We start from the raw sequence: 15,114 nt of genomic DNA, 5'->3' as shown, positions 1-15,114 counted from the left end.
ACTTTCCTGCCTTCCTATTTTCCAAGGCTTTTCGTCAGCTCTTGAATCTGTTTGTCATACTCTTCCATCAGTTTCTGCTTCTTTTCCCCGTCCATGGTTGAGTTCAGTTTTGTTACTTCGTAAAGATTAGTATAAGCCAGAAGTGTCAGCTGGGTATCACCGAGATTCTTTGCCAGATTGAGCGCCTGGTCAAAGTCGCCGCGTCCTGTATATCCCCAGTAATTCAGAGTATTATCATCTGATTTTGTGGAAACCGTGTTTAGAATGGCTTCTTTCTGTGTCAGCGTTAAATCAGAGAGATTTACACTGCTCACCGCTAAAACATAACGCGCAGATTTAGGAAGCGACTTCAAACTATATTTTTCCAAGTCTGTCTGTGTCTGTGCATAATTATTAGTCAGAAAGGACGTCTGTGCAGTAATAATCGCCGCCTGCTTCTTATTATTGCTTACATAGCTATAAGTCAGTCCTCCTAACACAAGCGCAGCAACAATCGCAAGCACACCGAAATACTTAAAGAAACGATAACGCCGTTTAGAAACAGGAGTAATCTTCTGGGCGACTTTATCGGCTTCTTTCTGCACTTCCTGATCAATGAAAGCAATCACTTCCGGCAGACTTCCGAGCAAGTTCAAATCTTGGGCAAATTTTTTGATGATTTCACCGATGTCATTCATTTTATCCGCCAGTCTTCGAAGCTCATTTGCATTTTTTAATGCGGCATCCCTGACCACGGTTTTCTTGGCTTGAGCCGCTTCATCTTCATAGTTTTCAACTGTTTCTGCGATTTCCTTTTCATAATTAACGGATTCATTCATCACATAATCTACAGTGGCTGCATCAACATACTCCCTATTCACAATTCCTGAAATCCAAAAATCTTTCTTGGTCTGAGGTAAATCGCTGACGTAAAGTACTGTGCGATAATCTGCTCCGCTCTCAAAGTATTTGTAATTTGCTCCGAAAATCAATCCTCCCCGTGGTGCCGTTTGAACGATGTCCTCATTGTCTTGTCTCTTTTTCAGCAGCCGGTGAGCTTCTGAGAGTTTTCCGGAGTTGTTAATCAGCTCAAAAAGCAAAAGTACCTCTTTTTTATCCAATTGTTTAAATGTGAAAAGGCGCTTCCCTGCGGTTTGAAGTTCGGTAATTCGTGTCTCCAGTTCTTCCTGATCTTTTCCATAGACTGCAATAAAGGATTGTCGGGTCTTGACCCATTTTTCCTGAATTTTGAGTTTCTGCATTTCATAATCCAGAAACCTGAGTTTGACCGCGTCATTTTCCTGTTTCATTTTTTCGTTGATAAAACTCTGGTTATCTTTGTTGTTTTCTGGAAAGTTGATATAAAACTCTTTCATCTGCTTCTTGTAAAGTCTGTGGAACTCCCAGTAACCGTTTGAAATACGCTCAAACTCTTCATCTGTCAGTTTGGACAAATCATAAGGTGTTGGACGAAAAAGAGCTTGAATCTGCTTTTCACCGTTATACTCACAGATTACGGTTCCGTCTTCCTGGAATTCCTGAACGGGATAAATCAATTCTTTTTTGTCTCGGGATAAAAAGGGAAGAAAGCGGTGAAAAGTACTCCGCTTCGAATTTTTGTTCTCCGGCTCACTGTTCTTATTCTTTTTCTGCTTTCTTAATTTTTTAGGGCTTTCGTCCTGTGCAAAGTCTTGTAGTGTTTTAGTCTTCATTTTCTTTGTCCTCCTTTCGGCTGTCGCGTTCTGCAATATAACTTCTCACCGGATTTGTCATCAATAATAGCATCACCTGCCAATGCTTCAGTTTTCGTGCTTCTTTACTGGGTAACATCAGCCAGATAGAAACTAAAAGTGAAAGCAGAATCCAAAGCAGGCGGAAACTGGAAATCATGGGGAGTGAGGTCGCAAGTCCTGCGCCGACACCAATCATGACGCCTTTTACATCGTTCTGAGTAAAGCCTGCCTTGATTTCAAAATCTTTGCGTATTCGTTTTGGTGTTTTAATTGTCACGGTGCGATTCTCCTTTCAATTTTGAGGTAAAGAATTCATCATAGATCGCCTTCTGTTCCTGACTTGCAGCGCGCCTTTCAGCCGATTGTCCTGCAGCTTCCACAATACCTTGTCCAATTAAATGTCCTTTCGCTGCGGCACTCTTCAAGTTTTTCGGTTGAGGGGTGCTCAATTGCGCAATGTGATTTTTAAGTTCTCTGTGTTCATTCTGACGAATGCCTTTGACTTTATCCACGCTGTTTTCCATTTCCCGACGATAATCCTCCACTTCTGAATGCATGATTCTGCTTTTTTCTGATAAATCTTCCGGGAAAGTCAATTTCGCGAAATCTTTGTCAATATTCTGCTGGGTTTTTCCGTCCATCAGCGTAGAAGCACTTTGAAGACCTCGAGCAGGCTTCTGTTCCAGGCTCCGTAAATCCCGGCGCTTCTGTTCCTGTTCAAAGACAGAAAGGGGAATACGATTTTCTGTTGCCTGAGCCTTGTCTGCTTTCTTTCCGTTCTCTGTACTTCTCTCACCTTTCTCGCCCCAATTCTTTTCACGCAAGTGTGACTCACTTATCGCGCCAGTTTGACTTTCTTTGTTTGAAGAACTGCCTTTAGCAGTGCCCATTGTACCGAAAGCGTTCTTCTCACTCCCGCCGATTGCATTCATGGCTTGTGCTTGAGGCTCATTGTTGGCTTTGTCATGAAAAGCACTCACAGCGCCTGCTGTAAAGCCTGCACCTCCTGCCAGTTTTCGTCCTGCTGATTTCGTTAGATGAGACAGGCCTGAACCCATTCCACGCAGCAATTGTGTGCCCTGATTTGCACCGATAATGGCTCTGGTGGCACTCTTTAGTCCTGCATCCACGCCAAAGGCGGATTCGTAAATATTGGGGCCGTCAATAATTGTCATGAAAAGCGCAATTTTTAAAATCGCATTGAGAAGTAAGCCTGAAAGGTTCTCTGTCGCAATATTGCCGTCAATAAAGGCATAACCGATGTTAAAAAGTGTCTGCATGACAAAAATCACAATCACCGCGCCGAGGCTGACAAAGAATTTCTGTCCCATCGCCATCAGGCGCTTGCCTGTTCGCGTATCAAAAAGTGCTGCTCCCTCAATAAAAGCGCCATTATACCAAATTTCATAACCAATCTGAGCCACTTTAAAGGTCAAAATCAAACTGACTAAAATTCCCAGAAGCTGATAGAAAGCAATCCGAAAGAAATTCCAGTCATAGCGGAAGTAGTGTTCAGCCCCAAAGCCAAAGAAACCACCGCCCAGTTTTTCTGCTTTCGCAGAGCTTGCACCATAATTCAATTTATGGGATAGTATTTCTTTCGCCTCTGAGGACAAAGAAACTGGGGCATGTTCTGGGTCAATCACCGCTGTCGGATCAATCTTATTCAGTTCTGTTACAGAGACATTTCCCTTTGCATCGGTCGCAAGATAATTTTTAACTGTATCCAGCGCCAGTCCTGCCGTAACGGTTGATTCTCCGCTTCCATTAAACTTCGTGACATTAAAATCATACTTTTCAGCCACATAATCTAAATCTGTCAGATTCTGCATGATAATATGCGTGGACATGGCACTGCTCTGATTGATGTATTTTGCGACCTGCACGGTATTCTCCGTCGCTTGTCCCCAAAGCCAAGGGAATCCGATCAAGACAATCATTCCAATGAGCAAATTTCTGAAAAAGTCAAAGAGCGTAGTATCCCGTCCACGATTGACCATCATGCCGATTAGAGTCATGAGGACAAATAACATAGACAAAGCGATAAAGAGCGGCCGGTAGGTCGTCATGAAATCCTTGAAGCCCTGATAGTTTTCGATATATAAAATCGTCAAAGCTTTCACCGCCAAGCCATTAGTAGCATCCTGCAAGTTGGCTAAACCGACTATCAGATACCAGCCGAGACTTTTTATCACTAAGACCACCATGTCAAGCGGATTAAGCGAGGTATAAGAGTGGAGATAACCCGCCCATTCTTGAAGTTTAGCCGCCAGGTCTGCGTTTGTCATCCCATTCTCCTTTCTCTTTTAAGTCATTGAAAGCCGCTAAAAATTTACGCCCCTGAACACTTTTCTGCGCGGCTTCCATCCAGTTTCTGAACTGTTTGACGGAGAGCGTCGGATCTTCCACGAAACGTCTGTGATTTTCGCCGAAATATGTCGAAATCAAATCTAAAAAGCGGACGTACCACTCACCAAAAAGTGCTTTAATATTCGCACCATTGTCGTCTTCCAAATTACGCAACTGATCTAGCATCTCCATCATGACTTTCTCCTCCCGTTTTTTCCGGGCTTCGAGTCGTTTCTGATTGGTACGTTCCAGAGGAGAAATATTTTGAGAAGAAGATATATCCAGCTCATCAGAAGCAGCAAAGTACTCGCCAGCATGATTCCGCCCCATAGAACCATCAGAATTTTGGTCAACGGATTCAGCTCTATAAGCGCCGTTATTACCAGCAGGGTCGCTGAGATACTCTGGATTCGCATGAGTTTCTGAATAATCCAATAGGTCAGACTTTCTGTGATTTTTCGGCTCTCTTTGTTCTTTATTTTCTCCACCTCTTCTCCATTCATCCAGTTTTTCTTCATAACCCCTCACCTGTTCAAGCAGCTCCTCTTTTTCTTCGGGTGCTCCGATAAAATTTTTCCATTCTTTTTTAGCTGAACCAAGCGCAAGAACCGTATCTAGCAGCTCATGCGGGATTACTAAATCGGCATCCGTAATAATCCGCTCTCTGGCTTGCCCATTTGCATCCCATTCCAAATTCTCACGGAGTTCTAAGTCAGATAAACGCTTATCATGCGTGTCAAAATCTCCTCCAGCCTCACTAAAAAGATATTCATAGGCAAACTTAGCATTCGTGTGCTCTTTATAACGCGTGACATGTCCCTGTGCATTTTTGACTTCCTCATAAAAAGCTTTGATTGGATAAGGGCGGATTGGTTTTCCTTTCAAGTCTTTCGTAAACTTCGTCCGGTTTAAGACCCATTCGCTCTGCATGAGACGTGTCAGCTCAATCGGATCAAGCAGCGGGCGCCCTTTTTCCATTTCAGTAAAAGATTTATCCGAGTCAAGCGGACTCCCTGAACGCTGAGGAGCAATGACAGTAGTATTACCCAGCTGTTCAGAAAAATGTCTGGCCTCCGATAAAATATCTGTTTTGATATAGTAGGTATTTCCAGCCGCACCTAAGATATTCTCACTGGTTTCCTTTCCATAAACCTTTTCAAAACCGGCATGAGACTGCACAATGAAACCGTACATCATGCCGGAGGCCAGACCCACATTGGTATAGCGTTCCATTCCTTCTATTTCCGGTGTATTTTGAGCTTCCTCAAACCAAGAACGTAAACGAACATCAAATTTTCCTTCCCCTAATGTGGTCTCTTCTGCAAGCTTCTGATAAAGCTGAGTAAAGAACATTTTAAGAAGCTTCGCGTTAGAAAAATCCGAATAAGGAAAGACAACAAATAACAGCGTCGGCTTGCCGTCTTTCGGGTAGGCCAGGTCTAAAAAATCCAAATCCTGCGCACTGGTCAGATATTTAATCTCTTCACTGAAAAAGTACTTGAGCTTGGCCGCTACCATCATGTAGAAGCTTGCCGTCTGCCGTTTCTCTGCTTTCAGAGCAATCGAATAGGCCCGCCTTACAATACTTGAGGTGGGGAGAGTCATAAAGTAAGTGTCCAATCGTGTCAATCCCGTTTTTTCGTTCTTTTCCGTCGCAAGATAATCAATCAAATCAATCAATGCCGTCATGTTCACCCAGTGCGCATGATGATATTCAAGCGCAAGCTCCGCAATCCAAAGCGTCACGGCCTCAAAGACTGCCATCGCTCCCTCGTCCCAGACGGGCTCTTTAGCTTCAGGGTTATGATAAAAGATATAAGAGAGTGTCTGAGCCTTGCGCTGCGCCTTTGCAAAATTCTTTTGAAAATAGGCTTGACCAATATCATAGAGCGGATTATACCGAAGGGAGTTTTTAGGTTCAATCAAGTTGAAAACTCTGAAGTGGAATTTTCTTCGCGCCAGCGGATGAAAGAAAGTTCTCCGTAAAATATCGCCTTTAATATCATTGATAATCATACTGTCAGGAATTTCTGCACGAATATTTAAATCCAGAACAGGATAAGTCAAGGTTTGCGTTTTTCCTGTCTGAGTCGCGCCGTCCACTTCAACATTAGTATTGGTCTGATCAATCCAAACATGTTCCCGGTCCGGATGAAAAGCCACTGGAACCCCTGCATGGCCACTGTATTCCGACTTCTTGTCCAAAGAAACCAAACGATACTGTTTGTTTAATTCCTCTTCTGTTGTCCAGCGGCTCGTACCCTCTGTCCCTTTATTGAGGTTCTTAAAAGCAATCCGGTGTTTATAAAGATGCCGCCCCATCACGAAGGCAAAAATAAGAAAAACGACGAAATAGACAAAACCGTTGAACGAACTCCAGCTGGGAAAGAGCAATCCGAGCCAATGATTTTTAACAGCGAGTCCAGCAAGATTCAGATTTTCTGAAATTCCGTTGAGACTTTTCACTGGATAACGCCTAAAAATCTGGAGAAACAGCGTCAGCATATTTAAAATAAAGCTGGTCACAATCAGCAGAAAAGCCGCGCCGATAACGGCTTCTGCTGTAAGCACCCATTGATTGGCTAAAAGAGCTTTCCATTGTTTGTAAATACTGTTCATGACTTAAAGTGCCCTTCCACATTCAAGAACTGCATAAGCTGTGCTAGTAGCATTTTCGCACTTTCTTTCTGCTTCTCTCCTGCCTCACGGATTTCTTCACCCGCTTCCTGAGCCATTGCCGTCTCCAATTCTTTCCGAATTTCCTGGTATTTTGCTTCATAATCCTTTTTTAACTCCTGTTCTCTGTGTTCAAATTCTTTTTTGAGCTGCTCAAGTGCCTCTACCTTAGCCGAATCAAGAACTGCCTTTTTTTCTTTTTGAGCTTGTTCCTTTCGGACTTGCCATTTCTCTGTAATTTCTGCCTGTTGTCGCTGGATATTTGAAGCCTCCTGCTTTTCAATAAGACTTTGTAAAGTACTCAAAAAAGCTTGAGGAACATCAAAGGCAGTCTCTTCTTTAGACAGCTGAGAATTATCACCTTCCGGTTTTTCTATCGGCTGTCCAGAAAATTTTTTCTCCTTCTGACTTTTCCCGCAATAAGGACAGCTGAGAAGATACTCCTCAATTTCTTCCCCGCATGAAGCACAGAGCAACCGTTTTTCTTCCGTTTGCGTGTTCTCGGAAACATCTCTTTCATTCTGATTCTGTCCGCAACGAGGACAATCAACCAGCGCTCCCTCAAAACTTTTACCGCAGACAGGACATTTCTTTTGAACTGGCTTTTCCACCAAAGAAAAAGGAGGTTCAGTCTCGTCCCCCTGCTCTTCCACGTTTTCTGCCAGTTCCTCATACAGCTGATTTAAGAACTGGTCTTTCAGAGCCTGATCGGCACTCGCATATCTCGTCCCCATCATCTGTATCGCCCAATAAGAAATATTGACGGCTGTGTCTTCGTCAAAAGAAATCGGCTGCGAAACCAGGGCCGCCTTGCCTGAGCCGTCGTCAAACTGAAGCGTGGCTAAAATCGGCCGCTCCCGGTTTTTCTTTTTAGAAAAATGAATCAAGCGTCTGATTTCTTCTTCAGCCTCTGCAATCTCAACTTTTTGAGGTTTAAACTGGCGGGCTAAACGGCGTTCCGTTGGAATAAGCTTAAATTTCATTAAATTCTCCTTCTTAAAGATTGATGAGAAGTCCGGCAGCCATTGCCAGTCTCATTGTCTGATCAAGCATTAAAGTCAAAATATTCTGGGGCATATAAGAGCCGATTCCCAAAGCAGTTAAAATCCAGTTGATTAGAGATGACAAGAGTCCAATCGCAAGCATAATCGCCGCGACTCCCATGACATCATCCCATGCCTGACGACGCTTCTGGACATCTTTACGAAGTCCTGAAACGAGTGTCCATAAAACCACGACAGCGCCTCCGCCTAAGCCCGCATACTGTCCAATCTGAAAAAGAGAATGGAGTGCCGACGCAATATTGGACGGCAAAGCAGTTGTTAAAAGAAAGGTGTGCATATTTTCCTCCTTGAATCACAAAAGGGGAGCCTTTCGGCTCCCAGAAATGATTTGTCATTAATTTTTTATATCGTTGGTTCATACGCTGAAAACTTTTCTAACTCTTTCTCCTGAATGTTTGAAGCTTTGAATCCTTCCATTTCCTGAAAAAGCTGTGAACTGTCCAGCTCCTGCAGACTTTTAAACTCCTCTTGTGTAAAAGTAATACCTCGTCCCATACGTGTGTGATCTGCAGACCAGGCACGAATATCTATTTTAGGCGCTGCGCCGTTCCAGGAGACAAGATTAATCTCTCTTGTCCAGCCACTTTTACTCGGAAAGCCTAAATCGCCTAAGTGACCTTTGATTTCGTGCGTGATTTCCTGTTCCTGTGCAGAAAAATTTCTATAAGTTTCTCTCGTTTGTGGCATGTCATTCTCCTTTCTTTTCCTGCGCGAGAAGCAAAAAGACCTCATCTGTTTTATCCACAATAAATTGTTCCTGGAGTTGAAGGAGACATTCATTATAATCCAGCCCTAGAAGCTGAGCAATTTGCTGGGCGCGTTTCCGTATTTTGGTTTTTTCATCTTTGGTATAGGGCATCATTTGTTTTCCTTTCTATTTTTTGTTCAAATTACTCTCGACTCCCGCTTTCTCCTTTCTAAATTTTGAGAAAAACATTGAAAAAGCCTTACGTTTAATCACCCCAATGACCGCAATCAGAAGAGCACCGATTCCGCTTAACAACCAGCCCGCCTCCTCACCTGTCAGAGGCAGAGGATTTTCTTTCTCAACTTTCCCGTACCACTTGTCCTTGTCTTCAACGCTCTGTTTTGATGTCACCCCAACCGCGGTGACCGTCACTTCATCGCCGTGAAGCTCGCCTGCGTCCAGTTCAGGTAGTGTGCCTTTTCCTGTGAAACTCTCACCGGGCAGAAGAATCAGCGGTTTCCCGTCACTGCCAAGCACCACGCCGTCCTTGGAAAGCGGAAATTCCCAAACAATGTCTTTAACTGAAACCTTGCCCTCAATTGCTTTGTCTGAGAGCCTGATGTCCGTCAGTGCCTCTGTCTCGTTATTCGTGACTTTGAATGAAATTTCTGTCGTTTTCTTATTCTCAATCTTCAGTGCGGTTTCTTTGGTGTCCCGGTCAGTTTCACCTAAGTTATTGTCCTTGTCTGAGTTGTTGCCTTGACCAGCCTCAACATCTTTGGCGGAGCCGTCAAACTTCTCAATGTCAATACCTGGCTTAGATGCTTCCGGGGGCTTAGGCGCCTCGGGAGCTTCTGGTGTCTTACCATACCACTGGTCTTTATCTCCGACCGATTTCTTTGATTCAACGCCAACCGCACCGACCATGATTTCATCGCTGTGAAGTGTTCCCTCCGGCAGCCCCGGAAGTTTTCCGCTCGCCTCAATGAAATCTCCTGCAGGAAGAACAAAGAGCCTGCCGTCTGAAGTAACCAGCTCACCTGACTCGTTCAGCGTCAAGGTCTCACCCTTGTACGTCCAGCTCAGGCCTTGAACCTCAACTTTTCCGTCAATCGTCTTATCAACAGGTTTCACGTGATCCAGCGCTTCCAGACCATTGTTCGTGATTCTAAAGAACAGCGGAATTTCTTTCCCTGCTTCCGTCATGAAAGCAGTCTTTTGGGTATCGTGGTCATTCTCCCCGGCATTGTCAGCCTTGTCGGTATGGTTCCCCTTACCAGCGTCCGGAAGCTTATCATTCGCTTTCTCTACATCAATACTTGGCTTGACGTTCTTTCCGTGCCAGTCGTCTTTGTCTTCCACCGTTTTCTTAGATTCGACGCCGATTCCAGTTACTCTTGCCTGGTCAATATGCGTGCTGACCTCGTCAAGTGCCTCAAGCGTCCCTGTCCCCTCAATCATTCCAGCGACCGGAAGTACAAGCAATTTCCCGTCAGAAATCTCAAGCTCACCCTTGACATTCACTTTAAGCACCTTGCCCGGATAAGTCCAGACAAGTGATTTAACCTTAGCTTTTCCCTCCGTCGTCCTATCCGTCAACTTGAGATGCGAAAGGGCTTCTTCACCGTTGTTCGTGACCTTAAACTTCATCGGCGTAGTCTTGTCATTATCAGCCACAAAAGCCGTTTCTTTGGTATCATGGTCGTTTTCACCGTCATTGTCCGCCTCGTCCTCAAGATTGCCTTTACCAGCCGCCGGCAGCTTCTCATTGGCTTTCTCAATGTCCACACTTGGAACAGGCGGAATCGGCGGCTCCGTCTTATCCGTCAGGCGGATCGTCGCAAGCGAAATAAGAGGAAAATCGGACGACGTCTTGCCCGCAATCGTTTGGCCCTTTGCATTCGGATTTTCAGAATTGGCGTCGTCCGTCACCACGAAAGTACGCGTCGAAAAAGGAGCTGAAAAATCAGGCTTGTAAGAGGCCGTGAGGGTTAACAAATCAGTCTTCGTGTCATGCGACATGTGAAGATAGATGTCCTTGATTGCTTCGTAGCCGTCAATCCCTTTGGTCTCCTGAATCACCCAGTCCCCGTACGGCAGAATCATTGAGGCATAACCGTCTTCCTCAGGGTGCTTCGGGTCAATGCCTGTGACCATTTTGACAGGATTTCCTGTCGTGCCTTTGAGCGGTGTTGCGGTAAATTCCACGTCATTGTAGCCTGACTCTGCCGACTCCCCTGCAATCTCAGCCAGTTTCTGGATTGAGATTTTCGCCTTAATCAGCTGCTCGGCCGATTTTGTGTTCGGCGTGATAATGTTTGACGTCTGGTCATCTTTCTTCTTGATTTCAAAGGGGTGTGCGTCAGGGTCAACCGAGTAACCCTCTCCTGCGTCCACCTCACGCCAGTAATATTTTCCCAGCGCTAAGTTGCCGATGGCGGCTTCGAGTTTATCATCTGACACATCAACGACGACTTTGTCGCCGTAATCCACCTTTGTGCCGTTAACCACTGCAGAGGTGACTTTTTCACCGGCCAGAAGTTTTGCCTTTGGAATGTCTGACCACTTCACGGCCTGATCTGTCTGATGTGCCGCTGAACCCGTAGAATTATCGCCGTAGTAGAGCGCATACTTGGCTGTTTTCATGTTGCCTTTGCCGTCCGGAACTTTGCCTGTTTCTTTATCCTCTTTTGAAATCAGGTTCTGACCTTTGACTTCCTGGTTCGTCCCTGAAGTCTCGCCGAAGACAAGCTCGGTTTTGTTATCCTTGTAAGTCAGGGTCACTTCTTTTGCGCCGAACGTATTGACAAAACCGTCAGAAGATTTCACCTCTTCAATCCGGTAGCGGCCCAGCGGAATCTTGTCCGTCTTGGCAATTCCCTTGGCGTCTGTGGTAATCGTATAGACTTTACCGTCTGTAATCGAGGTCACTTTGAACTGATTGCCAGACAGGCTGTAGTTCCCGTTCCAGAGGTCTGTGCCTGACTCCACACCTGACTTCTTCACCGTGATTTGACCCTTGACCGCTTTATTGTCTACACCCTGATTACTGAAGACAAGTGCAGTATCTTTGTCCTTGTAAGTTAGAGAGACTTTAAACACCTGCGGATTCACCACCATGCCGGACGGCGCCTGAACTGAGCCGTCTATTTCTTGGACATTGTATTCACCAAGCGGCAGTGGATTCGTGGTCGTTCCTTTTCCGTCTGCGCCTAATGTAATCGTGTCAGAGAAACGCCCGTCCGTACTCTTCACCGAGAACTGAAGCCCGGCATAACTGTAGAGATTGTTCATGAGCTGTTTGTTTCCGTCTGCCGTTTTATCTATCGAAATCGAGCCTGTGACCGCTGTGTTTTTCAGCTGGTCACCCGAAACGGTCGTGGTCTTTCCGGCGTCCACATGAACCGGAATATCACCGTGCTGGGTTTGACCCGTGGCACGCCAGTCACTCGCTTTTTCCCGCAGAATATAATCCCCTGCAGGCAGGAGCTTTGTCCCGTTCGATTTACCATTTCCGTCCAGCTCCAGCGTCTCGACGACTTTCCCGCTTTTATCAACCACATCGAAAGCCAGCGGGTCAAACGAATAATTCCCGTTCCAGGCGTTCTTGCCGTACTGCACCGTGGACTTGTCCAGTTTGATGTGGCCGCCGAGATTCACTTCAAAGTAATAATGACCGAACTGAGCTGTGTCAATCTGAACGTGGGCGACTCCGCCGGATTCATAAAGACCGTCCGTGTACTCGTAGTGCATGAAAATTGAGTTATAGCGCTTGATGATAAAGAATGAAGTCGGGTCTAAATTCTTATCATCTGCATTCACGGCCGCATCAGTCGTTGAACGCAGAGCATCGCCATCTACTGTCAATTTCGTATCTGGCGAAACAATCACACCCAAAGCATTTTTATTTACAAGCTTCACTTTTTGAGAAGCGTCAATGTCTGAAACTTTTTGTGCCACAACAAGCTGATCATCAGGAATTGCCTGGCCGTTATCCATTCGAACAATCGTTGTGGTATAGTCCAGAGACTTGATATAGCCTAAGCCCATCCCTCCAGAATTCCCGCCGCTCGATCCGCCGTTCTCCGTCAACCCGCCGCCTGTATTTCCACCACCATATGGGACAGCGTCAAGAATATGAATCACCGAACCCGCATTACGTACTGCAAAAAGGTTCTGGTCACTGCCATTATTGTTTTCTGTGCCGTTAGCTGTAATTGTAAGACCAATCTTAATCTTTTCGCCTGTTGTCACATCAGTAATGTAACCGACATTACTGATACCAAAGCTTTGGCCATTCGTGAGCTGAATCACCTGATCTGTTGGAGCGTAACCATCTCGAGCAAAGAAATAGGTGACATTGCCCCCCATTCCCGCAACCGTTGTAGTGCCAGATCCAACCATTTTTGTCTCACCTGTCCATTCAATCTGACTGGCCACATATTTCGCACCCTGAAGTTTATCCGAGTTACTTTGAACAATCGCATCCACCAGAGACTGAAAATTGGAAGAACTCGTATCACCTGTTCCTGACTTGTATAAGGGAATTCCTGAAACAGAGCCTATCTCCTGCACACCTGAAGGAAGAGTTATGGCTTCTGCGACTTGCGACTGTAAAACCGGTAGTGTAGAACTTACGAGATTGCCACCTAACAGAAGCGCAAGCGCCGAAGCACTGTAAAGCCAGTGTTTTCCTGATTTCCAGTACCGAAAGTTCTTCGCTTGGGTCTCCGTTTGAGCTCCCGCAGTCTTTTGTTCCTTTTTCATTGGTACCTCCAGTTTAGTTGTAGAAATAAAAAGACGACTCTACTTTGAGAATCGTCATCAACTAGTTTACTGTCAATTTCGGACAGTCTTTAAAATTAAAAAAGTTACTACTATTTCTGATTCCAGTCAAAGGCTGGAGCATGTGCCGCCTCTTCCTCAGCTTGCCTAAACTCCTCTTGAGTCTTCAAAGGATGATAATCTGAACCCATATTTCCAGAATTTGTGCCGTCTTGTGCAGGAACTTGCACCTCAGGAGGTGTCACTGGAGCTGTAAAAGCACCATCGGCATTTGTTGCCTCCCCAGTTGTTCCCGAAACATCAGATGAACCTCCTGAAGCAGTCAAAGCAGGAGCACGAACTGCGGCAGCTATTTCGGCTTCAGCCGCTTTTGCTTTCTCCTCAGCAATCATCTTCTTCGTTCCCTCGAGCCTTGCCTGCAGAACTTCCTTATCTGCCGATAAAAAACTGTCTTTCAAACCATCTACTCGTTGCTGGGCCGATGAAAGATCTGCCTCGACTTTTGACTGCGCGGCTTTATCAACCACTTCAGCCGTTAGCCTAAGCAGTTTCAAATTCTCCTCAAGTCTTCGAACTTCCGACAAGAGCAGGGCTTTGTCCTTTTCATAAAGTCCTCCTGCTAAAGTCTTAACCATAGCAATGTCCGAAGCTTTACGGGACTTCTCGGCTAATGTCAGAGAGGACTTAGCTTTTGACAATTTCAAATCATAGTCTTTCTTTGCCTCGGCTTTTTCTTTCTGAGTCGCAACTTTAAGACTTTCCTGATTGTGCCTGAAGATGACACCACCTGCTGTTCCGCCGGCTAGAAGTGCCACGGCAATACTGCCAATTATCAGTTTTTTATTCATTTACTTCCTCCTCAAAACGGCAAATCAGCATCATCGCCCAAACCGTAAGATTTAAACATCTCATCAAAAGCTATTCTCTCCCGTATTTCCTTATCAATTATCTCTTTAAACAAAGGATAATAGTCATTAGGCGCACGATCCGCAATAATCTCCATGAAATCCAGCAGCTCTTCCTTTTCAGCACGGAGACGGAGAAAGCTCTTCGCCGAACTGAGCGCCTTTTGACGATTTCGCTCATTGTTCGCTTTCAACTTTTTCTGTTCCTCAGACGTCAGCAAAGGAGGGGCAAGGGCGATTTTCATCGCTTCATGATCCCGCTTGTAATTGACAAGACTTGGAAGTGAGACCTCCAGCTTTTCAGCAATCTCCGCATCCGTCAGTCGATCCTTCTGTTTCCATTGCCTGATTTCCTCTATGAGCGGCTCAATACGTTCGTAATAAATACTAGGCCGTCCTAATCGTGCCATTTACTCCCCACCCTCCTTTTTCCACGCCGCAAAACTTTTCATAAGAGAAGCCGCTTCAACTTCCGATAAATCGGGAGCAATTACTTCCCTCCCTGTTTTAGCCGCAAACAAGTCTTCTTCTACAAGCTGCCCAAAGGCCTCCTGATGAAACAGTTCCTCATCCAAAACTTCCATCGGCTGCCCATAAGCCTCACGCGCACAAATCACCCGTCCTTCCATAGAAAATTGTGCTAAGCTTTCCCATAGACAGACAATCAGCTTATTGACCGCAATCCGGGCAACAACTTCTCCCTTTTCATCTTCAGTATAAGCCGTTGTACTCCCAGCCGGAATAAAAGAATGACGCGAAATCTTATCTGTCAGAGAAAGCCCATGTTCTGCTTTCCAGCTATACATTTGAAAGTCAAACCCTGCCTGTTTATTTGCTTGCACAACCTTCAGCAAATCTTGCGCCTGAATCATCATCTGTCCTTCCTCCTTTTAATCTGTTCTTTATAAAATAAGTATAACATTATTATATGTCGT

At 45.2% G+C, this 15,114-nt stretch carries 11 protein-coding genes and 1 pseudogene; all 12 read right to left on the bottom strand.

What is annotated here, in order from left to right:
* Positions 1-14 precede the first annotated feature (14 nt).
* Positions 15-1,691: a type VII secretion protein EssB/YukC gene (locus tag ACYQ2E_RS02800; protein ID WP_460016538.1), complete on the bottom strand. Its 1,677-nt coding sequence runs from the start codon at positions 1,689-1,691 to the stop codon at positions 15-17.
* Positions 1,681-1,989, bottom strand: a complete 309-nt coding sequence (locus tag ACYQ2E_RS02795; protein WP_460016537.1) for a hypothetical protein — start codon at positions 1,987-1,989, stop codon at positions 1,681-1,683. Before ACYQ2E_RS02795 ends, ACYQ2E_RS02800 begins: the two co-directional genes overlap by 11 nt.
* Positions 1,979-4,000 carry a pLS20_p028 family conjugation system transmembrane protein gene (locus ACYQ2E_RS02790; protein ID WP_460016536.1) on the bottom strand — a complete coding sequence of 674 codons (2,022 nt, stop codon included), beginning with the start codon at positions 3,998-4,000 and terminating at the stop codon, positions 1,979-1,981. Before ACYQ2E_RS02790 ends, ACYQ2E_RS02795 begins: the two co-directional genes overlap by 11 nt.
* Positions 3,975-6,680 carry a type IV secretory system conjugative DNA transfer family protein gene (locus tag ACYQ2E_RS02785; RefSeq protein ID WP_460016535.1) on the bottom strand — a complete coding sequence of 902 codons (2,706 nt, stop codon included), beginning with the start codon at positions 6,678-6,680 and terminating at the stop codon, positions 3,975-3,977. Before ACYQ2E_RS02785 ends, ACYQ2E_RS02790 begins: the two co-directional genes overlap by 26 nt.
* On the bottom strand, positions 6,677-7,720 hold the full coding sequence (locus ACYQ2E_RS02780) for a hypothetical protein (RefSeq protein ID WP_460016534.1): 1,044 nt from the start codon (positions 7,718-7,720) through the stop codon (positions 6,677-6,679). Before ACYQ2E_RS02780 ends, ACYQ2E_RS02785 begins: the two co-directional genes overlap by 4 nt.
* Before the next feature lie 13 nt (positions 7,721-7,733).
* Entirely contained in the window at positions 7,734-8,078 is a 345-nt protein-coding gene (locus ACYQ2E_RS02775; RefSeq protein WP_460016533.1) for a hypothetical protein, read from the bottom strand.
* Positions 8,079-8,245: 167 nt separating this feature from the next.
* Positions 8,246-8,488: pseudogene (locus ACYQ2E_RS02770) on the bottom strand (YdbC family protein); the annotation flags it as partial.
* Between the two features lies 1 nt (position 8,489).
* Positions 8,490-8,663 carry a hypothetical protein gene (locus tag ACYQ2E_RS02765; protein ID WP_460016532.1) on the bottom strand — a complete coding sequence of 58 codons (174 nt, stop codon included), beginning with the start codon at positions 8,661-8,663 and terminating at the stop codon, positions 8,490-8,492.
* 12 nt (positions 8,664-8,675) lie between these two features.
* Positions 8,676-13,256 (bottom strand): MSCRAMM family protein, encoded by a 4,581-nt coding sequence (locus ACYQ2E_RS02760; protein WP_460016531.1) that lies wholly within the window; start codon positions 13,254-13,256, stop codon positions 8,676-8,678.
* A gap of 110 nt (positions 13,257-13,366) precedes the next feature.
* Entirely contained in the window at positions 13,367-14,122 is a 756-nt protein-coding gene (locus tag ACYQ2E_RS02755) for a hypothetical protein (protein WP_460016530.1), read from the bottom strand.
* A gap of 11 nt (positions 14,123-14,133) precedes the next feature.
* Positions 14,134-14,589, bottom strand: coding sequence for a hypothetical protein (locus tag ACYQ2E_RS02750; protein WP_460016529.1), 456 nt, complete (start codon positions 14,587-14,589; stop codon positions 14,134-14,136).
* On the bottom strand, positions 14,590-15,054 hold the full coding sequence (locus tag ACYQ2E_RS02745) for a hypothetical protein (RefSeq protein WP_460016528.1): 465 nt from the start codon (positions 15,052-15,054) through the stop codon (positions 14,590-14,592).
* Positions 15,055-15,114: the final 60 nt, after the last annotated feature.

The organism is Lactovum odontotermitis (assembly GCF_054658595.1).
This window is presented reverse-complemented; position numbering and strand designations above follow the sequence as displayed.

Coding starts and splice junctions, on each gene's coding strand:
- ACYQ2E_RS02745 (WP_460016528.1), bottom strand. CDS start 15,054: ATGATGATTCAGGCGCAAGATTTGCTGAAGGTTGTGCAAGCAAATAAA.
- ACYQ2E_RS02800 (WP_460016538.1), bottom strand. CDS start 1,691: ATGAAGACTAAAACACTACAAGACTTTGCACAGGACGAAAGCCCTAAA.
- ACYQ2E_RS02785 (WP_460016535.1), bottom strand. CDS start 6,680: ATGAACAGTATTTACAAACAATGGAAAGCTCTTTTAGCCAATCAATGG.
- ACYQ2E_RS02755 (WP_460016530.1), bottom strand. CDS start 14,122: ATGAATAAAAAACTGATAATTGGCAGTATTGCCGTGGCACTTCTAGCC.
- ACYQ2E_RS02775 (WP_460016533.1), bottom strand. CDS start 8,078: ATGCACACCTTTCTTTTAACAACTGCTTTGCCGTCCAATATTGCGTCG.
- ACYQ2E_RS02765 (WP_460016532.1), bottom strand. CDS start 8,663: ATGATGCCCTATACCAAAGATGAAAAAACCAAAATACGGAAACGCGCC.
- ACYQ2E_RS02780 (WP_460016534.1), bottom strand. CDS start 7,720: ATGAAATTTAAGCTTATTCCAACGGAACGCCGTTTAGCCCGCCAGTTT.
- ACYQ2E_RS02760 (WP_460016531.1), bottom strand. CDS start 13,256: ATGAAAAAGGAACAAAAGACTGCGGGAGCTCAAACGGAGACCCAAGCG.
- ACYQ2E_RS02750 (WP_460016529.1), bottom strand. CDS start 14,589: ATGGCACGATTAGGACGGCCTAGTATTTATTACGAACGTATTGAGCCG.
- ACYQ2E_RS02790 (WP_460016536.1), bottom strand. CDS start 4,000: ATGACAAACGCAGACCTGGCGGCTAAACTTCAAGAATGGGCGGGTTAT.